Consider the following 24,886-nt stretch of genomic DNA (forward strand, 5'->3'; position numbering starts at 1 on the left):
TGCTATCAACCTGCATCGAAATACCACTACCCTTTATATCTTTTATAGGAATACTAAGTTCCTTGCCATCTCCTAAAATAACCTTAGCACTATACTGCCCGCCTAAAACTGGACGAAACGTAAACTTACCTAAACCTAAACTATTAGATGTAAAACTTACAAGCTTACTACCCTGAGCATCAACTATAAAACCCTCATCAAAACTCTTGCCTCTACCCTGACTATCTAATAACTTAAATCCAACCGTATTGTCTACTTCACTAACCAAATGACCACCTTCTGGCAATAACTGAAAATCATATGAATCTTCAACACTTGTAGCATCTACTGATAAATCACCATTGATAATACGAATCTTTGAAGTAAAAGAATCATCCTCTATAAAATTATTCATCCAATTCGTAGAGATACGAACATAATAATCCCCACTCTTCCAATCTGATCCAATCGCAATATTACCCAAAGTAACACCTTGATAGCCTAAAAATAATCCACTATACTTCTCGGTACCTTGATCATCAAAAACCTCTATATTAAAATTAGTGCTCGCTAAAGATGGTAAACCATTCTTACGATCATGAACATAACCCTTAAACCAAATCTCATCCTGAACAACATATGTGCTCTTGTTTAAATGTAAGTAAACCGTCTCTCTTGGTAGTTTAAAATAAGACGATACGGCAGCTTCTGAATCCACAACAGTAACCTGACCAAATGAAAGAAACGAACTAAATAATAAACCTAAAAGAAAAGATGATGAACGCATATTATTTTACTTACTAGTTTTTAATGTATTGTTTTGCCCCTTGCGATGTACTAAAGATAAAAATATAATTCCATCTTTAATTTGAGTTTATATTTTTTATTGTCTGAATTTTTGAAACAAGTGTTCCATCACTTCCAATACCTTCGATATAAAATTTTATGCTTTTTAAAAATGTATCCGGAATTTTTAAGGTACCAATTCCTTTGTCATCAAAAATAACTCTAGGTTGCCAATGTACTGTACCATAATCTCTAAAAAGAGGGTCTTGAAAACTGGCATAAATAGGGTTATAAAATTCCTTTGCAGGTGTAAAACCATTCTTAAAAGTATGTTCTGATATTTTATAATCTATTCCGGCACTTGCAGTACCATCAAAAAATGACTTTTTACTATAAATTCTTATTTCGCCGCTACTCCCTCCAAAACCAAATTTATCGTAATAAACATCCTCTACATCTTGGGTAAGTGTACTAAGTAAAATACTAAAATCTATGAGCTGTACATCATCTAGATATATTTCAGGAATATTTCTATTTGTCAATATATTTGGGGTCTGCACATTATCTGCATTGGGGTTTTCTGTAGCTCCCGCTGGATTTATATTTAACCGAATACCCAGAGACCGTATTAAATAATCTGCAATCGTTGTGTATGCATTTGCATCTGTTTCACTAATTTCTCTTGATTTTCCTATTAAAAACTCTGATTCTTCTTCTTTCTGTTTTTTCTTACCCTTTATAAGTACCTCATCTAATAGCTCTGTATCTCCAAAAAAATATGAAGGGATAGAAACATCGTCTGTTTTTTTGATGGTTGTTGAAAAAGCAGGTGGTGAAAAAGGTTTTTGAAACCGTTTTTGAAATGCCTGAACATATATCCCGGTTTTTATAAACTTACCTTTTGCATTTACGGCAGAGACATTGATTAATTCGCCTTGATTTGGGTAATAATTTTGAACCTTAAAGGCATTTGTACTATCCAAATCAATCAATCTAGATGTATTGTTTTTAGTTGGATAAAGATACACCTGTTTAATCTCCTTATTTTTAATATTCTGAAGCTTTCCTTTTAGTGTTAACCCGTTATTAAAATTATGTACAATACTTGGGGGTTTATTAAAGACTGTATCCCAGTTATATTTACTCCAACCCTGAGTTAGTAATAATAAATCCAGGTTATATACTTTTCTTCTATTTAAATTGGTAAAGTAGTACTTTGGATTCTGTATAAAACCTTTAACATAGGGTTTAAGGAGTATTGCAGAACGTATATTATCTTTATGGTTGTACGATTTTGTTTCTTCTGGAAGAACAGAAACACTTAGATCATAGTTTACGCCATTAGTGTAAGGCATCTTTATATTAAACAGTAAAGAATCATTTCTTGCATTTTGATATGTTAATTCTATTTCACTTTCTTTTTTTACCGCTGTATTAAAAAGTAACCGCTCTAGAATAGGTGTTTTATTTTTAAAGAGGGTGATTGTATTTACGCCATCATAAAATTGATCTCTTTTAATGTATATCGCTTTTTCAGTTTTTTTAGCAGAAAAATCTATTGCAATCTTCTTTGATTTGCCATTTCGGTGAATCAACAAATAATGCTTCTTATTTTTTATTTCTTTTAATGTGGTCTTATTTGTATTAAAAACGATTATAACATTGTCTTTATAAAGGTTATTAACGGTTATAGAAATACCTTTCTTTTTAATTTCAGGGAAAGGTATTTTTATTTCTTTTTTATCGTCAAGAACAACAACTGCCGTATATCCTTGATTTGACTGAGGGTTAAAACTAAATTTTCCGATCCCAAATCTATTTGATGTAAAAGATGCTACTTTATTTTCCTTATCATCAAGTACAAATCCATTATCAAAAGATACCCCGAGTCCCGAATTATTAGTTAGTTTAAATCCAATTGTATTCTCAGCATCTGCAATGAGGTGTCCTCCTTCGGGAAGTAATTGAAAATCATAAAGAATGCTTTTTTCGATGACTTGATTATCCAAGGATTGATTTACAATCTTGATTTCCTTTTTATAATAGTCTTCTTCTAGAAAATTATTCATCCAATTGGTCGATACTCTAAGATAGTAACTGCCACTCGGCCATGTTTTTTTAATTTTAATAGCACCACTGGCACTACCGCGATATCCTAAAAATAGCCCACCAAAGACTTGATTGCCTTTAGTATCAAAAAGCTCAACATTGAAATTTGTTGTAAATCGTGATGGTAAATTGTTTTTTCGATCGTATGCGTACATTTTGAACCAAATTTCTTCTCCTGTTAGAAATGTGCTCTTGTTGACATGTGTATACAACGTTTCTCGAGGGCTTTTGAAATATTCGTCTATTGCTTTTTGAGAAATTTCACTAGAATCTGTTTGTCCGGTTATATGATATGAACAAAATAGTAGTCCAAAAATTAAAATTAGAAGCCGCATATAATTTGTGTGTGTCATCTTTATAAATTGTAAATCAATTATTTACACTCTTGTTTCTTTAAATATAAAAAACCCAATGTGCAATCATTATCACTCTGGGGTTTTTAACTTAATCTTATCAAAAATGCTTGTCTTAATTTGCATTTACATTTCTTATAGTGTGAATTTTTGATATAAAACTACCGTCACTTCCCATTCCTTCAATAAAAAACTTAATATTTTCTATTGAGGTATCAGGAATTTTAAAAGTCCCTTTTCCTTTTTTATTAAAGGTAATCTCGGGTTGCCAATGGATAGTACCATAATTCACAAAAAGAGGGTCAGAAAAACTACTATATTCAGGGTTATAAAATTCTTTTTTCGGTTCAAACCCCTCCTTGATCTTATGTTCTGAAACTGTAGCCTTAACCTTTGACCCTGATGTATATCCTTCTAAAGGAGTTTTTCTGGTGTAAATAAAAAACGTTCCGTTTCCACTTAAACCAGTTATCCAGCCTCTTCTATCGATTAGTATTCGATCAATATCTTCAGTTCGTAAATTGAATAGTAGGTCCTGATTGGATATTCTAACATCATCAATATATACTGTATTTACCCCAACTATTTCTATTAAAGGGGAAAATACACCATCACCATATCGTACTCTATATCCATTTGCAACAATGTAATCAAGTATATTTGGAAAATTCTGTGTGTCCTGCTTTGTTATCTTTCTAGAATTTCTTTTAACATTATCAGAAATAAAAGCATCGTGAAACTCTTCTTTCTTATTCGAGCCTTTTAATATCACTTTTTCTAATTCCTCAACATTAGTACTGTATAATGAACCAACAATCTCTATAGGATCAAAATTTGTTATTCTATGGTCAACTTGTGTATTAAAAGTATCCAACGAAAGTGGTTTTTTAAATCTATTTGGTTGTACCTGCAAATACACTCCTGTTTTTGCAAAACGCCCATTTGATTTCATTGCTGATAACTTAATCGTTTCGTTCTTTTCTGGATAAAAATCGGTAATTACAAAGCTATTCCTTGTGCTGTCAAGATCAATAATTTTTGATGCATTATATTTCGTCGGAAACAAATATATTTTATTTATATCTTGACTTCTAGTGTTTTGCAATTTTCCTTTAACCGTTATACCATGGTTAAAATTATAATGAACTTTAGGTTGATTGGCATAGATGTTATGCCAGCTATATTTGCTCCACCCCTGTGTAATTAATAAAAGATCCAAATCATATGATTTTTCTCGATCTACATTTGTAAAGTAATATTTTGGGTTCTCAACAAAGCCTTTAAGGTGGTTTTTTAGCATTAAAGCAGATATTATATTATCGTCATGCTCATATGCCTTGGTGTATTCTGGTAATACTGATATACTCATATCATATTGAATCTCTTTTTTCTTATCTACCGCTATCGTAAAGGATAATGAATCTTTTTCTGTTCCTGTAGATGTAATAAGAACTTCATTAGTATTTATTGTCTGTATTGAGTTAAACAATAATCGTTCTAGAACAGGAACTTCTTCCTCAAATAAAGTTATACTATTAATCCCTTCAAAAAGTTCTTTTCTGCCAATATGAATAGGCTTTTTATATTGATTGGGCAAAAAACTCACAGCTACTTTTCTAGACTCACCATTTTGTCTAATCAATAGATAATATTCTTTTTGTTCTATATCTTTTGATGTGTTAGGGTTTGTATTTAATTCGATAACAATACTATCATCAAAAAGGTTATTAATGCTCATGGCAATTCCTTTAGGAGCTATGCTAGGAAAAGTAGTTCTCACTTCTTTTCCGTTCTTTAATTTTACAATAGCTTCATATTTTTTTTCAGGATCGGGCTGTATAGTAAACTTTCCCATTCCAAAAGCATTAGATTTAAAAGAAATGATTTTAGTATTTTGTTGGTCTACAATATAGGCCTCATCAAATGATACTCCGTATCCACGATTGTTTATTAATTTAAAACCAACTGTATTATCAGTGCCCGAGACGATATGACCTCCTTCTGGAAGTAATTGAAAGTCGTAAGTAATTTCCTGCGTTATATCCTCTTTAGCAATTTTTTGATTTATAATTTTAATCTTTTGTGTGTACGAATCATCTTCTATAAAATTATTCATCCAGTTGGTAGAGATTCTTAAATAATAATTTCCACTGCTCCAGGTCGAATCTATTTTAATAGTTCCGCTGGTTTTACCATTCTCTCCTAAGTGCAAACTACTGTGAAGTTCTTTACCATCTTTATCGAATAGGGCTACATTAAAGTTTTTGGTTCTTAACGAGGGTAATCTATTTTTTCTATCATACGCATAGCCTTTAAACCATATATTCTCTCCTAAAACATAGGTGCTTTTATTAAGGTGAGCGTATAGGGATTCTCTAGGTATTTCAAAATACTTAGCATTTGCATCTTCGGGCAACAACTTAACTTTTTTTTGTGAAAACGAGAAATTAGATAGTACTAGTGTAGTACATAATAATAGAAATAGCCTCATTTGATGGTAGTTTTTAAGTCTTAAAAATTTGTGTGTAATTATTATCACTCTCGGGTTTAATTTAACCGTATCAAAAATGCTTATTTTAATTTGCATTTACATTTCTTACGGTATAAACTTTTGATACCAAACTACCATCACTACCTATTCCTTCAATAAAAAATTTAATATTCTTTAAAGAAGTATCAGGAATTTTAAAAGTGCTTTTTCCTTTTTTGTTAAAGGTAATTTCAGGTTGCCAGTGGATCGTACCATAGTCTATAAAAAGAGGGTCAGAAAAACTACTATATTCTGGGTTATAAAATTCTTTTTTAGGCTCAAAACCGTCTTTTATTTTATGTTTTGAAACTGTAGATCTAACTTTTGACCCTGTTTTATATCCACCCAAAGGAGTTTTTCTAGTATAAATTTCAATAGTTCCTGCTCCTCTCAAACCGGTAATCGAACCCGTTCTGTCTATAAAGATTCGTTCTACTTCTTCTGTTCTAAAATTAAACAAGATATCATAATTGGAAAGTAACACGCCATCAAGAAACACTTGCGGAGAATTAGACCCAAGTGCAGAGACAAGTCTTGTCGAGATTATAGTAACCTCACCTTGAGGTGTTGTACTCACTGCATTTCCATTTTCACTACTTCCATATCTAACACGAAATCCCTTGGTCGAAATATAATCCAATACATTGGGATAAGATCTGGCATCTTGTTCTGTAATTTCTTTAGATCTTTTTTTTACGTAATCGGGTATAAATATATTACTAAGGTTCTCTTGTTTTTTCACAGCACTAATTTCGACTTTATCCAATTTCTGAATTTCGCTATTAAAAAAGTAATCTGGTATATCCACATCATCCAAAACAATATTGTTTACATCTATTTTTGAGGGAATAGTTGCTGAAAACGATTTTTTAAACCTATTTGGTTGTACTTGAAGATACACTCCTGTTTTTGCAAAACGCCCATTTGATTTGATAGCCGAAAGCTTAACTATTTCGTTCTTTTCTGGATAAAAATCAGTAATTACAAAGCTATTTCTAGTACTGTCAAGATCAATAATTTTTGATGCACTATGTTTTGTTGGAAACAGGTAAATCTTATCAATATCATGATCTCTGGTATTTTGCAATTTCCCTTTAACCGTTATACCATAATTAAAGTCATAACGTATTTTGGGTTGATATGTGAAAATATTATGCCAGCTATATTTGCTCCATCCCTGTGTAATTAATAAAAGATCCAAATCATATGATTTTTCTCGATCTACATTTGTAAAGTAATATTTTGGGTTCTCAACAAAGCCTTTAAGGTGGTTTTTTAGCATTAAAGCAGATATTATATTATCATCATGCTCATATGCCTTGGTATATTCTGGTAATACTGATATACTCATATCATATTGAATCTCTTTTTTCTTATCTATCGCTATCGTAAAGGATAATGAATCTTTTTCTGCTTTTGAAGATGTAATAAGAACTTCATTAGTATTTATTTTGGTTATTGAATTAAACAATAATCGTTCTAGAACTGGAGTTTTATCTTTAAATAGTGTTATGATATTAACACCTTCAAAAAGTTCTTTTCTGCCAATATGAATCGTCTTTTTATATTGATTGGACAAAAAACTCACAGCTACTTTTCTAGACTCACCATTTTGTCTAATCAATAGATAATACTCTTTTTGTTCTATATCTTTTGATGTATTAGGGTTTGTATTTAATTCGATAACAATACTATCATCAAAAAGGTTATTAATGCTCATAGAAATTCCTTTAGGAGCTATGCTAGGAAAAGTAGTTCTCACTTCTTTTCCATTCTTCAATTTTACAATAGCTTCATACTTTTTTTCAGGATCGGGCTGTATAGTAAACTTTCCCATTCCAAAAGCATTAGATCTAAAAGAAATGATTTTAGTATTTTGTTGGTCCACAATATAGGCTTCATCAAATGATACTCCGTATCCACGATCATTTATTAATTTAAAACCAATTGTATTATCTGTGCCCGAAACGATATGACCTCCTTCTGGTAATAACTTAAAGTCGTAAGCAATTTCCTGCGTTATATCCTGTTTAACAATTTTTTGATTTATAATTTTAATCTTTTGCGTATATGAATCATCTTCTATAAAATTATTCATCCAGTTGGTAGAGATTCTTAAATAATAGTTTCCACTGCTCCAGGTCGAATCTATTTTAATAGTTCCGCTGGTTTTACCATCTTCTCCAAGGTGCAGACTACTGTAAACTTCTTTACCTTCTTTATTAAATAACTCTATGTTAAAATTTTTAGTTCTTAACGAGGGTAGTCTATTTTTTCGATCATATGCATAGCCTTTAAACCAGATTTGATCTCCTAAAACATAGGTGCTTTTATTAAGATGAACATACAGGGACTCTCTAGGTATTTCAAAATATTTAGCATTTGCATCTTCGGGTAGTTCTGAAGGTGTTTTTTGTGAAAAAGCAAAGTTAGATAGTAGTAGTGTAGTCCACAATAATAGAAATAGCCTCATTTGATGGTAGTTTTTAAGTCTTAAAATGCTTGTGTGCAATTTAAAAGAGTCATCAAAAAATATACCATCTCCTAAAAATCTTAAAAAAAATACAGTTTTTTCAGGTTTCTAAAGCTATATGGGTGAATTTCTTAACAGAAAGTAAGGAAATACACTATTTAATCATACTATATGAGAAATTACTAATTAAATTTGATTGTTTTAATAATCGCTTCAAGTTCAAACATATTATTCCTTTTAGCAATCGAAGGTGCAAAAACAAACCCTTCTAAAACCAGTAATCTATTGTTTGGAACATCCTCGATAACATAATTTACAAAAGGACCTGCCATAAAGCGTTCTTTAATTTCCCAAGTTCCTTTAGTCTCAAAAGTAAATCTATTATCTAATTTAGTTTCATAAAGGTAAGGTGCATACGCTTCTTCGGTGATAAAATTTCCTACTGCCGATGTTGGGATTTTTACTGCGCCAATAGAATCTCTCATTTTAATAATACTAGAAACTGTGTTAGAATCTTTAGGAATCGTTCCTAAAGGGAGTTCATAAATCATTAAATCCATGCTTCCGTTAGTAATTTCTTTACGTATCCAGAAGAATTTATCCTCTTCAATTGCGACACGATATGCGCTAGGAATATCAAGATTGATTCCCATTTTTTCTGATAATTGCGGAATTCTTTCAAGAGATTTTTTAATCCGCTTATGTTTTTCTTTTGTCTCTGTAAGTTTATAGTTTGAAACTATCGTTTCATGATTTTTATGAATCAGCTCAATAATTTCATTTTCGGTACCCGAAATAACCACCCCATTTTGTGGTGTAGCAAATTTATTCTTTAATGTGATATAGCCTTTCTTCTTTCCTTTCTTAATAAGAAGAAATGTTCTGCTTTTACGAGCCAAACCTGAAAATGCTGCATTGGGCATTTGCCTCATTGAAAACAAAGGTTCTACTTGCGGTAATCCTGGTACTTCGGCTCCAAAATATTTACGGATAGTATCGCCTACTCTTCCTTTCCAAAGGTCATTATCGATAACTACTGAAAGTTCATTTATTTTACCCACAGAGTGTGCCATTGCACCTCTTGAGGCAGTATCTTTATTCTCTTTTTTTTTCTCTGTACAACTTAAAATACAAAGTGAAAAAATAAATACTAGTGTAAGTTTTTTCATAATATAATACCCTAATTTATTCAAGTAACGGATCCGTGATATTGAACGCATTACATTTATCAGTGTCAATTCCTGATGATTTAATAGCACAAATCGTACCATTTGCTTTAAATAATTGCCCGTTATCTACCAATAATTCGTAAGTAAATACTTTTTTATCAAAAGATTGGTCTATCAAGTCTAATCCAAACCTTTGATTTAGGTGATAGTTTTCTGTTTCAAAAATCAATACACCTCTATCAAATATCTTAATACTATTATTGGGATAGGCTCCTAAACCTGAAATCACAAATTGATCATTAAAACCATCTTTATTTGGTGTAATTACGTTAAAAATTGATAATTCTGTATTTCCGGGAAGTTCATTTGTTTCGATGCTTAATGCATCTTCTCCACAACAAGATAAGTTATTATTATCAGTGTCATCATCAGAACAACTCAAGAAGAGCAGGCAGGTGATACCTGTTAAGAGTAATTTATACATTATTAGTGCTTATACTTATGATTTAGAAAGTCTTAATTTCATACCTGGTTTAATACCACTGCCACTAATATCGTTCCAGCTTTTTAGGTTTTCTACAGAAATATTTTTAAACTTCTTAGAAATACTCCATAACGTATCTCCTGATTTAACAGTGTACAATTCTGAAGTACTGGTAACTGTTTTCGCTTTAGTAGTTTTTGAAGAAGAAGATGTTTTTTGAGCGGTATTTACTACAGGACGTCTTGGATATACAGTAAGACGTTGACCCACTCTTAGGTTATTACTGCGTAGTCTATTCCATTTTTTTAGTTGGCTTACCCTAACGCCATATCTTCGAGCGATTTTTCCCAAATAATCTCCACTTCGTACTCTATATCTAATCCTGTCATTAGCTTCAAAATATTTAGGAAGCGGTTTCTCTCGTTTATCAAATTCGGCTTTAGCCAATGTATACACTTGATCCTCATTAGCTACAAAAGGGCCTATTTTATCTAACGGCAAACGCAATACATAATTCTCATCTTTTATGTACGGTATAATATCAAGTTTATATGAAGGGTTTAAGAATTGAAGTTCCTCCATGTCTATATTCATATATTCTGAAACCTGATCTAATGAAATCATCTGTTTCACTTTAATAGTATCGGTTTCAAAATATGCAAACTCTGGTTTTCTGGGTTTAAAACCATGTTTGTCTGCATACTCAAAGATATACATAGTGGCTAGAAAGGCAGGCAAATATCCAGCAGTCTCTCTTGGAAGGTTATGTCTTATATTCCAATAATTAGTGTAACCACCACTACGTCTAATTGCCTTAGTTACATTACCTGGTCCAGAATTATATGATGCTAAAGCAAGATCCCAATCTCCAAATATTTTGTACAGTTTGGCAAGGTAAGCACAAGCCGCTTGGGTGGCCATAATTGGATCCATACGTTCATCTACATATGAACTTACTTCTAAGCCATACATTTTTCCTGTACCAAACATAAACTGCCACAATCCTGTAGCGCCAACTCTAGACTTTGCTCTAGGTTTTAAAGCTGATTCTACAATAGCAAGGTATTTAATCTCTAAAGGTATATTTTGATTATCTAATTCTTGTTCAAAAAGAGGGAAATAAAATTCACTAAGTGCCATCAACCTGTTCAAGTGTTCGTGCCTGTTTTTTAAGTAATTTTTGATAACACTCTCTAAAGAAGGGTTGTATTCTACATTAAATGGTGTTCGAGCATTTAACTCTGCTAATCTTGCTTTTAAAGTATCTGTAGGTAAATCAACATATTCTACAGGTTCATATGCTAGTTCTGTAACAGATTTATAAATGGTATCAAAAAGACTAGAGTTGTATAGTTCTTGTTTCCATAAAGAATCTAACTCAGACATTTTTGGATAGTCTTTTGCTGCATAGGTTAGGCTATCTTTTATACTTGTTTTAGTTAGCGTAGTCATTTGCAATTCATTACTTGTAGTAATAATCTGCGTAGTTGTATCTACTACCTGAACTGTATCTCTTTGAACAGTTAGAGACTTTTCTAACAAGATTTCTTTGCTTTTATCTGTATCTGCAGTTTTATGTTCTTTTGTTTTTTGCGCAAATGCACAAAATGAAACCAATAGAAAAAAAAGAAATGAAGAAGTAGTTTTTCTCATACCTAATATTATTTACTTCAAATTTTAGAGATTTAGGGGTATATGTCTTTCTTTATTAAAAAGAATTTAGACAAAACGGGTACTGCTTTCAAAAATAATTAAAAAACAATCACTAATTAACATGTTATCAACAATACCGTCGCGAAAATCGCATTTTTTTTCTAAAGCACAAAAGATCAGAGCGTTAAAAACATAAAAAAACCAGTCGAGATGACTGGTTTTTTCTTCATTTTTTCCAAAACAAGGTTTTTTCTTACAAAACCTTGATGTAACTTATTTTTTTATCGCTGCAATTCCTGGTAATGTTTTTCCTTCTAAACTTTCTAACATAGCCCCTCCACCTGTAGAAACATAACTTACCTTATCACCAAAACCAAACTGTTTTACTGCTGCAACAGAATCTCCTCCTCCTACTAAAGAGAACGCTCCATTCTTAGTTGCTTCGGCAATAGAATCACCTAAGGCAATAGTACCTTTTGCAAAATTTTCCATTTCAAAAACTCCTAATGGTCCATTCCATAGAATAGTTTTTGAAGCCAATATTACTTCATGAAAATTTTTCATAGTTTCAGGTCCTGCATCTAGCCCTTGCCAACCCTCTGGGATTTCTTTTACATCAACCACCTTAGTATTCGCATTATTATCAAATGCATCTGCCCCTAATACATCAACTGGTAAATGAATTTGAACTCCTTTTTCTTCCGCTTGTTTAAGAATATTTAAAGCCAATTCTTGTTTGTCATCCTCACAGATAGAATCACCAATCTGTCCACCTTGCGCTTTTATAAATGTATAGGTCATACCACCACCAACAATCAAGTGATCTACTTTATCTAAAATATTTTCGATAATTGTAATTTTTGAAGATACTTTAGATCCTCCTAAAACAGCAGTTATTGGTTTCTCTCCACTACGTAATACTTTATCAATACTCTCTATTTCTTTTGCAAGCAGACTACCAAAACATTTGTCTTCTGGGAAAAACTGAGCCACTATTGTTGTAGAAGCATGCGCTCTATGGGCGGTTCCAAAAGCATCGTTAACGTAGATATCTCCTAATTTTGATAATTTTTCTGCAAAATCAACATCACCTGCAGTTTCACTAGGATGAAATCTAAGGTTTTCTAACAATAATACCTCACCAGAACCAAGTTTTGCCACTGCATCTTCAGCTTCTTGTCCTGCACAATTTGGCACAAACTTTACCTGTACTCCAAGTACTTCTGATACTTTATCTACAATATGTCGAAGAGAAAATTCATCTTGAACCCCCTTTGGTCTTCCTAAGTGTGACATCAAAACTGCCGAGCCACCATCTTCTAATACTTTAATAATTGTAGGTTTAGCAGCTTGTATTCTAGTCTCGTCGGTTACCTCAAAACTATCATTTAAGGGTACATTAAAATCTACACGAATTAATGCTTTTTTATTTTCAAAATTAAAATCGTTGATTGTCTTCATCTTACAGTATTGATATTGAGTCAACGAAAATAATTCTATTTCGTTAAAAACATTAAAAATCGGCAGAAAAATTCTTTCGAAAACGATAGTAAATTTTCACTTTTATCGATTCTTTAGAAAAAGTGCTTTTTTGATAAAAAAATGATAGTGTTTTATTAAAAGATACTCTTTTCTAAACTTATAAAAAACACTTTTCAGTCCTACTAGTATACAAATATCTTAGTTACAGTACGTGTTTCTTTTGATTCAAAAAGTACCTCAACCTACTTTATATACATAGTTTATTTTTGATTCTGTTTTTTTGCTTTGATCTCATCAAAAAATATATCTCCATTTGGTACATCAAATTCTAATCCTGTTATTTCATTATTTGTATTGGTGATAAAGCCTAGCGTTCCAAAATCAAACCATGCGTGTTCATTTTCCCATTGTATTTCAAAAGTATTGTAGTGCCAATGCGCAAGTTTAGCTGTTAAATCCGGAGCTCCTTCAAAGTTTATTTTTAGTTCATTTTTTGAATTTGTTGATACTGTTATTTTTGCTCCATAAAGATCATCATAATAGCTGCCTTCCATTTCGGTCTTTGCAATGGTAGGAGTGGTACCTTTTTTTTGCTTGGTACGAATGGTATTTTTCTTTTTATCGATCCAATCTGTATAATTAGTATAGTTGTTTAGTCCTATTTTATGCCAATCTGTATCCTTTCTATTTAAAAAGTAATCTAAAATATCATATGTAAGGTAGTCGCCAATACTTTTCATACTATTGGTTAATATTACAATTCCCAATCCTTGTTCTGGTACCATTGCGACTCTTGAATACATACCATCATAGCCGCCACTATGTGTAATTACTTTTTGCCCTTCATAATCATAAAGACCAAAACCTAAACCATATGCCGAAAAATTCATAGGGTATACCGCCCTTCTTTTATAATTTACTTTATAACTATTATTAGGGTGCCACAATTCTTCTTGTTGATCTTGGGAAAAATATGTCTTATCATCAATCTTTCCATTAGAAAGATGAAGGTTAATCCATTTTAACATATCATCTACACTAGAAATAATGGCTCCGGCACTGCCCATACTATCCCAATTTGTCCATGTAATCGGTTTATTTTCATTTTTAATAGGTTTATGAGGTGTAGCGACATTAGAGAATTTGCCAAGCTCTTCTACGCTAGTTATTGTTCGGGTCATTTGTAAAGGTTCAAAAAAACGTGCTTTTACATAATCACTCCAAGAATTTCCTGTAATGGATTTAATGACTTCTCCCGCACTCATATACATCAAGTTACTATAACCGTATCCATTTCTGAAATCATAAGCTTTAGGGACATATTTGATTCTTTTTAAAAGGTCTGCAGCAGATCTATTATTCTTGTACCATATCACATCTCCACTAAAATTAGCAAAACCTACTTTATGGCTTAATATATCTCGAATTGTAACCTGTTCTGAAGTATAACTATCGTATAGTTCATAATCAGGGATATATTTTCGTACCTTATCATTCCATGATAGTTTTCCTTCTTCGACTAATGTTGCTAATGCTGTTGTCGTAAATGCCTTTGTGTTTGAAGCAATGGCATACATTGTCTTACTATTTGGTTTTTCTTTTCCTTTTGCCTTTAAAACACCATATCCTTTTGCCAAGACTACTTTTCCGTCTTTAATAATTCCTATTGACATACCGGGTATATTCCATAATTGCAATGCCTCTTCGAAGCTTTTATCTAACTGCTCGATTGATTTTTGTGCAATAGATGATGCCTGAAAAAAGAACAAAAAAACTAAGACTGTAAGTGTTCTCATTGTTTTATTTATTTTGATAGTTTTAGGTAAGTTATTCATATTTATTATCACTCAAATTATTATTTGCCTCTTAAGAACTATCCCAAATATCTTCTTAAAATTTCTAATAACACAGTTTTACACTAAGACATTTTTACAATATCATTTATTCATTGTGATCATTAAGACTCTTAAAATAGCCAAATGAGTTTAAAAATTAGTAAATACCCTTGGTTTTTAAATATGATCATAGCACAAGGTTTTCTTGTTTAACTATGAATGAGTTCATTATATTTGTCCATGCTTTTCTCAGAAATTTTAGGCCTAAAACATATTAAGAGCTATTTGGCAACAAGTGCAGATCGTAAGAGAATTCCTCATGCGCAACTTTTTGTAGGTCCAAACGGAAGTGGGACTTTACCAATGGCAATTGCGTATGCGCAATATATATTATGTCAAAATGAAAATGGAGAAAACACTAATGGTAATCAATCCTGTAATATTAAGTTTGATCATCTTGCACATCCTGATCTTCATTTTGCTTATCCCGTTGCCGTAAATGATAAAGTAAAAAAACACCCTACCTCTAATCATTTTGCAGAAGAATGGAGAAGCTTTGTAAAAGAAAACCCTTACGGAAGTATTTTTGACTGGTATCTTTCTTTAGGGATCGAAAAAAAACAAGGACAGATTGGTGTTGATGAGGCGCTAGAGATTGTAAAAAAACTTTCTCTAAAAAGTTATGAAGGTGGGTATAAAGTCATGCTTATTTGGATGGCGAATAAAATGAACATCGCCGCATCAAATAAACTTCTTAAACTTATTGAAGAACCTCCTGAAAAAACTGTATTTATTCTTATAGCAGAAGATGAAGAACAGCTTATACAAACCATTAGATCCCGATGTCAGGTTTTACATTTTCCACCTCTAGGAGAACAAGTTATAAAAGATGTATTACTAGAGAAAGAGAATTTATCTGATAGCGAAGCCTCAAAAATAGCACATCAAGCTAATGGTGATTACAGTAAGGCTTTGCATTTGCTACATCATGATGGAGGTGATGATCAATTTGAAGAATGGTTTATACAATGGGTACGTACTGCCTTTAGAGCAAAAGGAAATAAATCTGCTATAAATGATTTGATTAGTTGGAGTGAATCTATAGCGGGAACCGGAAGAGAAACACAAAAAAAATTCTTAAACTACTGTTTAGACTTTTTTAGACAAGCACTATTATTAAATTATGGCGCTAAAGATCTAGTTTTTCTAGAGCCTACTACAAGTGGTTTTAAACTCGAGAATTTTGCTCCTTTTATTCATGGAGCAAATATCATGGATATTTGTACAGAGTTACAAGATGCTGCGTATCATATAGAACGAAATGGTAATGCCAAAATCGTACTTACAGACCTTTCTATAAAACTTACACGTCTATTACATAAGAAAAGTTAATCGTTGTTGTAATACCCTATAGCTTTTCTTAAATGACATCTGGTTTTCAAATCTTATTCTATATTTGATATACTAAACATACTCATCATGGATAATTTTATGACGCATATTGTATCAATTACAATTCAATTATTTTTACTTATTACTTTTTTACAATCAGGAATTGATAAAATAGTGGATTGGAAAGGAAACGTTGGTTGGCTAAAAGAACATTTTGCAGCCAGTTTTATGGGCAAAATGGTGCCTTTACTATTAGTGATTATTTTGATTCTTGAAGTTTTTACTGCACTATGTTGTATAACTGCAATATATGCTCTCCTATGTTGCGGATATGGCTTTTATGCCATCTTAAGTGCATTTTCAGCGTCTGTAACGCTATTACTACTTCTTTTTGGACAACGAGTAGCAAAAGATTATCAAGGTGCTTTAACAATCACGTGTTACTTTATCGTAGCTATCTTTGGATTGTATATGGCAACAAAATAAAACAAAAAAAGCTGCCTAAAAAGTGTTGATAGTTGTAATCCGTCACATTGAGTGAAGTCGAAATGTATTAAAAATCAAGATATACTATTTCTCGACTTCGCTCGAAATGACAGAAAAATCACCTTTTTAGGCAGCTCTTTTTTATTTAACAATTCATGTTATTTTTTTACTAATCGAGTAAAGACCTCATCATTAGTATTGGTTACTACTTTAACAAAATAAATTCCGTTGGTTAACGAAGCAACGTCATAAGTGCTCTCTGATGTTTGTAAGACTAATTTACCCATCACATCAAAAACCTCTATACTTTTAACCTGCTTATTAATTTGTACCAAGCTAGTAGCTGGATTAGGATACATCACAAAATCTGGTTGGGTATCTGGTACTAGTCTTTCTGCCTTAAAATAATAGGTTTGTATTCGGTCTGTAGATTTATTTGCAAACTCGATTACTACCCTATATTCTCCTGCATCTGCAATGTCGCAATCATTAGTGGTACATAAATTAAACCAGCCAGAAGTGCAACTAGAGTCTGTTGTAGGACAATTATCTTGTAATTCTATATCACAATTAATATCATTAAATTTTTGCCAAACTACAGAAACCACATCCAGAAAAGGAATATCTAAGGTTTCACCATTAGCGTTTTCTATTGCAATTGTAGGGTAAATTTGTCCTGTTATCGTACAAAAGAAAATCTCATCTGCATACTCAATAATCGGGTTTTGAGCAGTAGACTCCATGGTAACTGTCTGTCCAATAATACATCCATTGCTATCCAAAACTTCAACAAGATATTCTCCTGATGAACCTACAGTAAAAGTATTTGAAAGTTGCTCATTAACTACAGTACCGGTCTGTATGTCTTTTAATTGATATATATATGGTGGGTTACCTCCTGTAGCGATGACTTCAATAACTCCATCTGCATCATTAGTAATCGGAGTAACTGTCACGTTCAAGAAAATTGCCGAAGCTTCTAAAATATCAACAGAAAGTGTTGTTATACAACTTTTTGCATCTCGAATATAGATTGTTGTTATTCCTGAAGGAAGATTGTCATAATTTAATTGACCTTCAACAAAATCAACATCATTATTTGTTATATTGGTTTGATATGGCGGAGTTCCTCCCGAAATTTCAAATACCACTGAACCATTACTATCTCCAAAACAAATCTCTGGTGTACTATTCACAACTGAAGCAAGTATAGGCGTATTTTCTAAAATTTCTATAGTTGAAAGTTGCTCACACCCATTAGTGTCTTGTGCTAAAACATCATAAGTTCCTGGTCCTAAGTCTTTGAATGCATGTTGATTAAAAATACCATCAGAATCATCACTAAAGAATGTATTAGGAATCGAACTAATTGCAAAAGAATAAGGAGGAGTACCTCCTGTTGCTAATATCGTAACGGTCCCATTATTCTCTCCATTACAAGAAACACTACTTAGCGTTACTTCACTTAAAAACTCTGGTGGGTTTGTAATTGTAAACGGTACCGACACATGTTCTGAGCCATCTCCGTTTACAGTATAAAGGTATGTCCCCGCAAATAGACCAGAAAAAGTACTACTTGTTTGGGGTCCAGAATTTATGGTTTCTCCTAGAATACTTGTTCCTGTAAGAACATACTCATATATACCCGTTCCTCCTGTTACATTTGCTTTTATTGATGCATTACTTTCTCCGAAACAAGATATAAAAGCACTGTCTAAATTTAATACTACCGATATAGGCAATATTAATGGGTCTATCGTTGCCGATACTGTTTTGATACAGCCATTACTATCTTTTATAAATATGGTAAAGGTTCCTGAAGGAAGATTTTCGAAAGTATTTGATGTTTCAAAAATATTTCCCCCATCTAAAGAATATTGATAAGGAGGAGTACCTCCGTCTGTATTTACAATAATTTTTCCGTCATTTATTGTTGTTAGTGGTACGATCTCTGTCGACGCATTTAGGGCAGAAGGTTCTGTGATTTCAAAAATTGAAATATCCTCACAATTTGTAGTAATGTCAAAAACTCTTATAGTATACGTACCAGTTCCAAGATCTGAAACAACAATTGTGTCTACCGTAGACAATGGATTACTAACCATAAATCCAGTTACAGAATCAAAAATTTCATAACCAAAATTAGACGAATTTACTGTAAACGCTACACTACCATCAAGACTACCATTACATGTTATATCTTGAGGATTAAGACTCGTAATTTCAATTTGATTTATTAGATCTGCACTGTAGTTCTTTGCAATACCACATTCGTTATCACTTCTTTTTGCTTCTATAGTATAGATAATACCTCTGCTAAAGGTAATTGGCTGCATGCCCGTTGTAGCTGTAATACTAAATGTTGCCGGTCCAGAAAAAGGAGCTGGTTGTATTGTAAAATCATATTGCACCCCATTTGCTATATCTGTAGAAGATAATGCTGGAAATGCTGTTACATCGGTAAGTACTGTTTGGTTTTCACAACTAGATGCTCCTTCTGTTAATATGATATCATCTATTTCTTCTAATTGATTAATGCTGATTGGCGCACTTGTCGGGCAAGCAGGTGCATTTGGGTTTCTAACAAAAATAGTATATACACCTGCCTCGCTTATAGGAAACGATGTTATATCAGATACTATAGCAACAAAAGGTCCTGAGGCATTTAAACTCCATTCATAATCTCCTGTGCCGCCAGTAAAATTGGATAATGTAACTTGAGCATCTTCATTTCCAGAAATACAACTTAATTCTCTAGTTAGATTAATATCAAAAGTTATTGGGCTTGGTATAATAATATCATAACCTTCTTTAACAACAGGGCAGATTGAGTCGGCTGTTGGGTCTGTTGTGTCATTGTGCGACACTCTTATTTTATAGCCTGGTCCTGAAGGTATATTCGTAAATGTAGTAGTAACATTAGATGTACTTATTGATAGTACTACCTCATCTTCACTAGTTAAAACTTCATAAACAAAAGTTCTTCCTGCAACTGCTGATGAAGGTGTAAGGGAAACCTCTATAGTACCCAAATCTGTTGGACAAACGGGATTGGTAGGCACTACCGAAGCAATCTCTATAGGAACGTACGTTTCTATTCCTGATATACTAGCTTCCTTAATGCAACTCAAAGGTAGACTTGTATCTAAAATTTGAAAATTAAATACATCCGAAGGTACCGCAGTAGTTGGTAGTGTAAATCTAAACCTATCTTGCGGTTCACCAGCATCAGGACTTACAAATACGCCTGAAGCAAATCCGAATTGATATGGCCCACCTGAGCCCTCTAAAACAATTACCTCTACTACTGCTCCCGTATCGCAGCTTGCAGGTGCTATAAAATCCACTCTTGTTGTAAACGCCGGTGCTGCAGGTACCACAACATTGGTAAACTCTTGAATGCATTCTGGATCTGGATTGCGATTAGAAACTATCTGTACAGTATATATTCCAGGTAATAAGCCATTAAATGTATAATCACCTTGGTTTGATGCCTCATCTCCTGTTACTATATCGATAGCATTAGGTCCTCCCTGAATACGATATTCATATAATGGCAGTCCCCCAATAACTTCGGCTCTAATACTACCCAAAGCACTTGGGTTATCAATAGTAGTGCACTCTGGTGCTGTAACAAAAATATCAAAAACAGGGTCAAATGATCTTATCGTACCATCTATCTCATACATACAATTTGGAAGTGCTGTATCCACAGCATACACTGTAAATAAAAATGGATTAGTTTGAAAAGGAATTACAAAACGTCCATCTATATTGGTTGATGCTATTACCTGTGCAGTAGTTGGTGGTGGATCTGAAGCTAGTCGAATCACAAATCTATACGTATCGCCGGGTGGTATATTGCTTACTTGAACAAGTCCATCATTACCACATTCCATATCCGAAATATCTACTTCTGGTTGGTAATCATTTTTATTAATATCAAAATAGAATATCTGCGTGCATCCTCCTACCACTTCTAATACCATTCTGTATTCTCCTGCATCTGTAAATTCATAAGTAGTTGGTGTTCCCGATCCAGAAGGTAAGGTTGTCCAATTTCCAAATGCATCACAACCACCAGTAACGGCAGGGCAACTATCTGTTCTATCCTTACATGTATCGTTAGTTAATTGTTGCCAAGTTATAGCGACTAAATTATCTGGATTTACTTGCGAATCTACAGTATATGTCTCATCACCACATAGATTAACTTTTGCTAAAGGCTGACTACACCCTCCATTAGTATTATCAAAATAATCTATAAAATTCTCTATAGTTGCGTCGTCTTGTAACGGATGAGGAGCCGACGCAAAGTTTATAACATCAAATTCTTCTGTAAGGGTCATACATATACCATCGGCAGGATTAGTATCCTCCTTAATTACGATATACAATCCGCTTTCATTTCCAGATGGCACAACCACTGACGGTATCGTTGTAACTGTAGAAAAACCATTCGGTCCTGACCATGTATAGCGATCATATCCCGTTCCTGCAGTTAATATTAATTCACCGCCACATGTACTTACACTTTGCGTGCATGCAGGTATGTTAACCAAAAAGTTTGTTGCTAATCCATCAGTATTTCCACATTCAAAAACTTCGTTTGCACTCTGTTGTGTTTGTTGTATCCCAGAAACGATACCGGTATATGTAGCTACCGCCAAATTCGTTATTTCATTAGAACATGCATCTCGTAACGATTCACAGTCAGAAACTACGCGTACCGTAAAATCGATACTCAATTCTCCATCTCCTGGTCCCGAAGGGCTCGTATACTCTAAAAGATCAGCAGGTATTGACAATTTTAAGGTTTGAGCTCCTTGGCTATCAATATTTACTGCATAACCTATAGTAGGAATTGTTACCAGATTACCTATTGGGTTTGCTGTAACATCAATACCATCAATAGACTCTAAATCAACATTTGCCGGTAATACATCATCTATAATTACATTCTCTGCATAGTTTTCATTACCAGTATTTTTAACTCGTAAACGATATACTAAAGCATCGCCTGGCTCTACAGCAGTGCCACTAATTGACGTGTTTAAGTCTGTTGGATCGTATACCTCGTTAATCAATAATAGTTCCGGTAAAATATCTTCGACTGCAATGACAGACATAAATGCCTGATAGCCATCACCATTTGATGATAGCCTAAAATTTGCACTAGTAGCATCATTAGGAATAAGATCATTTGCATTATTCGGTAATTCAAAAATATCGGTATCAAAACCAAGCGTGTTGGCAGATGCTGGATTTCTGTTTGTTGATATTACTCCATCAACAGAGATCGAACTATTAAAAAAGTTATTTTGGGGATTAGCTGCATTAAATATGTCTACATAAATCCCAGAGGTGTTTTCTATCTGCAAATTATCATTTACTATACCACTATCACCTTCTAAAGCTCCTATTCCAAACTTTACGTTTACCGGACTGGGAGCGGCAAGTGTTCTAAATCCCTCTATGGGTAAATCGACAGTACTTGATGTCGTACCGGGTTGAATTTCTCTAAAACCATCAAAAACAGACATAAATTTATTGACTCCCTCAAAACTTGGGTCATTATAAATAACAACCAATGACCAACCACCTGTTGCTCCTGAAACTCCCGAAGTATCACCTACCGTTGCTTTCATATTAGCAACTGTATATGTACCATAACCATTTGCTTGCACTATAGCAGTTACATCTGCATAACACGTATATGGAACATTATCGCTGGCCGTTGTACCTGGATTTGAAACTGTACCTGCATAACCGTCATAAATAATACCACCATGAGTCGTTGTTGGCGTACCATTTACATCGATTACCTGAGAACTTACTTGTGGTTGTACAGGGGTATAGGTAACTGCTCCCGGAGTTCCAAAACCTAATTGTATAGCTTTATAATCAGCAGTACCTCTAGCTCTAACATCGTTCAAAGGTAAACCGGTAGTAACTTCGTTACCTGTAGTAGATATGGTAGCATTTATTACGTTAGCCTCAAAATTAATAGCATCGATAAGGTTATTACCAAAAACATCATTATTGCCTATCGTTACAGACGGTATTGTTATGGTTGCACCATCCCCTGTAGCACGTTGCAAATTACCATTGTCATTTACAATTATTACTCCTATTGCTCCTGCATTTTGTGCATTAATGACTTTTTCTCTATCTGTACAACTACCTCCCGTATCAATTACTGCGATGTTGCCAGCTAATGCTCCTGCGTTTGTTATACCACAACCATTTCTAGGTGCTGCCACAACAAGGTTAGATGATGCAGGACTTAACCTAATATCAGAATTATCGTTAGAAAACTCTGTGACCCTAAGAAAATATGTTTCGGCCCATTGTGAATTATTTAGTGTCAATACAGTATTAGAAGTACTAGCATTAACCCTACCAGTACCATCAAAGTCTGTAGTAGGAATTTCATCTTCTATATATAAGGTTGGAATACCACCTCTTGCTAAATAATAATTAGCCGTCCAGTACAATCCAGCATATACAATTGTAGAGCAATTCTCGGTACTTGGGTTTTCTAAATCTGCGCTACTTGAACTAAATGTAGTATTATCCCCATCGATATCTATATATGCAGTATCAAAACTAGATCCATTATTAGTTCCAAGTGTATCATAATTTTCATTTGGATTGGACTGTATACCATGGATAGCATTACCGATTAAAAGTATATCTCCTCTGGTAGAAATATTCTGTCTAGGTCTAAAATCTTGTTGAGCCAGTATATTTGATACTGCACCAAAAAGCAAGCCCAATACTAAGAGTTTTTTGAGTAAAGTTGTTTTCATTTGTTTAGGTTTCGTTGATTATAAATTGTTTGTTACCAATAGATTATTCATATACTGTTATTACTTAGTGCAACCAGTAGAACAATTGTTACCCTTTAAAAACATCTTTTTCTTCTTTTTTTTGCATGAATTCGATATTGCATGATAAAAAATCATGAAATGCTGTAAAAGACATGCATTACATTCAAAAAACGTTTGTAAAATTATAGGGTTATGTGGGGTAGGATTTATTACTGGCAAATATAGTTGTCTAAAAATAAATATCACATATTTATTTATTGTTATTATTTTTAGATAAAATACTAAGCATAAAAAAGCCGATTCTTATAGGAATCGGCTTTTTAGTTATGTTATTTCTTTTCTAGTATGTACATCCACATTTACTTTGTCGACAACCAAAATCTAGTCCTAACGTAATCATATGAGATCCTGCACTTGTAGTTGGTTGTAATACTTCGTTTACGTTTACTTGATATCCATATGCTACATAAAAATTAGCTTTTTTTATACCAATCATTGGTGAAACAGAAAGTGGTTTAAAATCTTGATCCACCAGAGACCTTACGCTTACACCAGCCCAATAATAATCTCCTCGATGTAATTTTCTAACCTTTAAATTTATATCTGTCGTAGAACGGCCATCTCCTGCAAAATTTTGATATAGGATTGAGGGTTCGATCTCTATATCACTAAATCTATGATAAAATGTATATCCTGTATACAAATAGTAGTTTTGTATTTGTGACGGTTCTGTTGGATTAAAATCGTCTATTTGCTTTTGTAATAAGTTTACCGCATTGGCACTTAAGAAAAACCTTCCTAGACGATATAACAATGCAATATCAAAGTTAGAATCATTTACACTTACATCTGCCAATCCTGGATTAAAAGGGTTGTCAGGGTCTCCATTATTAAAATCAGAAGTATCAATACCAAACTGAGTGAATTTATAGCTCAATCCAAAAGAAAGATATTGGTTATCATACTCGCTTATTGTTAAATGGTGTGCAAATGATAATTGAATACCTTTTTGGGTTGTAAAACCATTTTGATCATTAAATAAAATCGCTCCTACTCCTGACCTATCAGATATCCTACCGTCTATAGACAGGGATTGTGTTCCTGGGGCATCTTCGATACTCACCCATTGCTCAAATCCGGAGGCTCTTATTTGCCAACAATCTCCTATACCTGCATACGCAGAAGAGATTAAATAGGGGTTATCTGCAATGTATTGGTTTTGTACAGGGGCAAAAAACTCTTGTCCAAACGTGCAATAACTTGCAAAAAGACTAAGTATTACAATATATTTCTTCATCTAACATTTAAAATTACTAACCATT

The 24,886-nt window shown here is 33.1% G+C and carries 12 protein-coding genes and 1 pseudogene; 2 read left to right on the plus strand and 11 right to left on the minus strand.

The annotated features are described in order from the left end of the window. The 9 genes and pseudogenes from AWE51_RS15375 to AWE51_RS15415 form a co-directional block, all read right to left on the minus strand. A pseudogene (locus tag AWE51_RS15375) lies at positions 1 to 766 on the minus strand (hypothetical protein); the annotation flags it as partial. A 76-nt stretch (positions 767 to 842) separates the two neighbouring features. Then, positions 843 to 3,209: a hypothetical protein gene (locus AWE51_RS15380; RefSeq protein WP_066315051.1), complete on the minus strand. Its 2,367-nt coding sequence runs from the start codon at positions 3,207 to 3,209 to the stop codon at positions 843 to 845. Positions 3,210 to 3,342: 133 nt separating this feature from the next. Continuing rightward, positions 3,343 to 5,718, minus strand: a complete 2,376-nt coding sequence (locus AWE51_RS15385; protein WP_157766128.1) for a hypothetical protein — start codon at positions 5,716 to 5,718, stop codon at positions 3,343 to 3,345. Positions 5,719 to 5,803: 85 nt separating this feature from the next. Then, the gene (locus AWE51_RS15390; RefSeq protein ID WP_066315056.1) at positions 5,804 to 8,230 is read right to left on the minus strand and encodes a hypothetical protein; all 2,427 of its coding nucleotides are present in this window, start codon (positions 8,228 to 8,230) and stop codon (positions 5,804 to 5,806) included. Between the two features lie 182 nt (positions 8,231 to 8,412). Continuing rightward, positions 8,413 to 9,399, minus strand: coding sequence for a DUF4837 family protein (locus AWE51_RS15395; RefSeq protein ID WP_066315059.1), 987 nt, complete (start codon positions 9,397 to 9,399; stop codon positions 8,413 to 8,415). A 16-nt stretch (positions 9,400 to 9,415) separates the two neighbouring features. Then, complete coding sequence (locus AWE51_RS15400) at positions 9,416 to 9,883, minus strand: T9SS type B sorting domain-containing protein (protein WP_082832468.1); 468 nt, start codon at positions 9,881 to 9,883, stop codon at positions 9,416 to 9,418. 15 nt (positions 9,884 to 9,898) lie between these two features. Then, entirely contained in the window at positions 9,899 to 11,536 is a 1,638-nt protein-coding gene (locus AWE51_RS15405; protein ID WP_066315063.1) for a LysM peptidoglycan-binding domain-containing protein, read from the minus strand. A 273-nt stretch (positions 11,537 to 11,809) separates the two neighbouring features. Continuing rightward, positions 11,810 to 12,997, minus strand: a complete 1,188-nt coding sequence (locus AWE51_RS15410; protein ID WP_066315065.1) for a phosphoglycerate kinase — start codon at positions 12,995 to 12,997, stop codon at positions 11,810 to 11,812. Positions 12,998 to 13,278: 281 nt separating this feature from the next. Next, complete coding sequence (locus AWE51_RS15415) at positions 13,279 to 14,814, minus strand: serine hydrolase (RefSeq protein WP_066316303.1); 1,536 nt, start codon at positions 14,812 to 14,814, stop codon at positions 13,279 to 13,281. 279 nt (positions 14,815 to 15,093) lie between these two features. Here AWE51_RS15415 and AWE51_RS15420 point away from each other — a divergent pair, with 279 nt between their 5' ends. Together AWE51_RS15420 and AWE51_RS15425 are read left to right on the plus strand one after the other, a co-directional pair. Beyond that, positions 15,094 to 16,245, plus strand: a complete 1,152-nt coding sequence (locus tag AWE51_RS15420) for a DNA polymerase III subunit (RefSeq protein WP_066315068.1) — start codon at positions 15,094 to 15,096, stop codon at positions 16,243 to 16,245. Positions 16,246 to 16,332: 87 nt separating this feature from the next. Next, on the plus strand, positions 16,333 to 16,731 hold the full coding sequence (locus tag AWE51_RS15425) for a DoxX family protein (protein ID WP_066315070.1): 399 nt from the start codon (positions 16,333 to 16,335) through the stop codon (positions 16,729 to 16,731). A 158-nt stretch (positions 16,732 to 16,889) separates the two neighbouring features. Here the strand turns inward: AWE51_RS15425 and AWE51_RS15430 are convergent, their stop codons facing one another. Both AWE51_RS15430 and AWE51_RS15435 read right to left on the minus strand, forming a co-directional pair. After that, on the minus strand, positions 16,890 to 23,543 hold the full coding sequence (locus tag AWE51_RS15430) for a PA domain-containing protein (RefSeq protein ID WP_066315072.1): 6,654 nt from the start codon (positions 23,541 to 23,543) through the stop codon (positions 16,890 to 16,892). 361 nt (positions 23,544 to 23,904) lie between these two features. Next, positions 23,905 to 24,861 carry a PorP/SprF family type IX secretion system membrane protein gene (locus AWE51_RS15435; protein WP_066315075.1) on the minus strand — a complete coding sequence of 319 codons (957 nt, stop codon included), beginning with the start codon at positions 24,859 to 24,861 and terminating at the stop codon, positions 23,905 to 23,907. Positions 24,862 to 24,886 lie beyond the last annotated feature (25 nt).

Origin of the sequence: Aquimarina aggregata (assembly GCF_001632745.1) — a bacterium.
In the GTDB taxonomy this organism is placed as follows: domain Bacteria; phylum Bacteroidota; class Bacteroidia; order Flavobacteriales; family Flavobacteriaceae; genus Aquimarina; species Aquimarina aggregata.

Coding starts and splice junctions, on each gene's coding strand:
- AWE51_RS15410 (WP_066315065.1), bottom strand. CDS start 12,997: ATGAAGACAATCAACGATTTTAATTTTGAAAATAAAAAAGCATTAATT.
- AWE51_RS15430 (WP_066315072.1), bottom strand. CDS start 23,543: ATGAAAACAACTTTACTCAAAAAACTCTTAGTATTGGGCTTGCTTTTT.
- AWE51_RS15390 (WP_066315056.1), bottom strand. CDS start 8,230: ATGAGGCTATTTCTATTATTGTGGACTACACTACTACTATCTAACTTT.
- AWE51_RS15400 (WP_082832468.1), bottom strand. CDS start 9,883: ATGTATAAATTACTCTTAACAGGTATCACCTGCCTGCTCTTCTTGAGT.
- AWE51_RS15395 (WP_066315059.1), bottom strand. CDS start 9,399: ATGAAAAAACTTACACTAGTATTTATTTTTTCACTTTGTATTTTAAGT.
- AWE51_RS15380 (WP_066315051.1), bottom strand. CDS start 3,209: ATGCGGCTTCTAATTTTAATTTTTGGACTACTATTTTGTTCATATCAT.
- AWE51_RS15405 (WP_066315063.1), bottom strand. CDS start 11,536: ATGAGAAAAACTACTTCTTCATTTCTTTTTTTTCTATTGGTTTCATTT.
- AWE51_RS15425 (WP_066315070.1), top strand. CDS start 16,333: ATGGATAATTTTATGACGCATATTGTATCAATTACAATTCAATTATTT.
- AWE51_RS15435 (WP_066315075.1), bottom strand. CDS start 24,861: ATGAAGAAATATATTGTAATACTTAGTCTTTTTGCAAGTTATTGCACG.
- AWE51_RS15385 (WP_157766128.1), bottom strand. CDS start 5,718: ATGAGGCTATTTCTATTATTATGTACTACACTAGTACTATCTAATTTC.
- AWE51_RS15415 (WP_066316303.1), bottom strand. CDS start 14,814: ATGAGAACACTTACAGTCTTAGTTTTTTTGTTCTTTTTTCAGGCATCA.
- AWE51_RS15420 (WP_066315068.1), top strand. CDS start 15,094: ATGCTTTTCTCAGAAATTTTAGGCCTAAAACATATTAAGAGCTATTTG.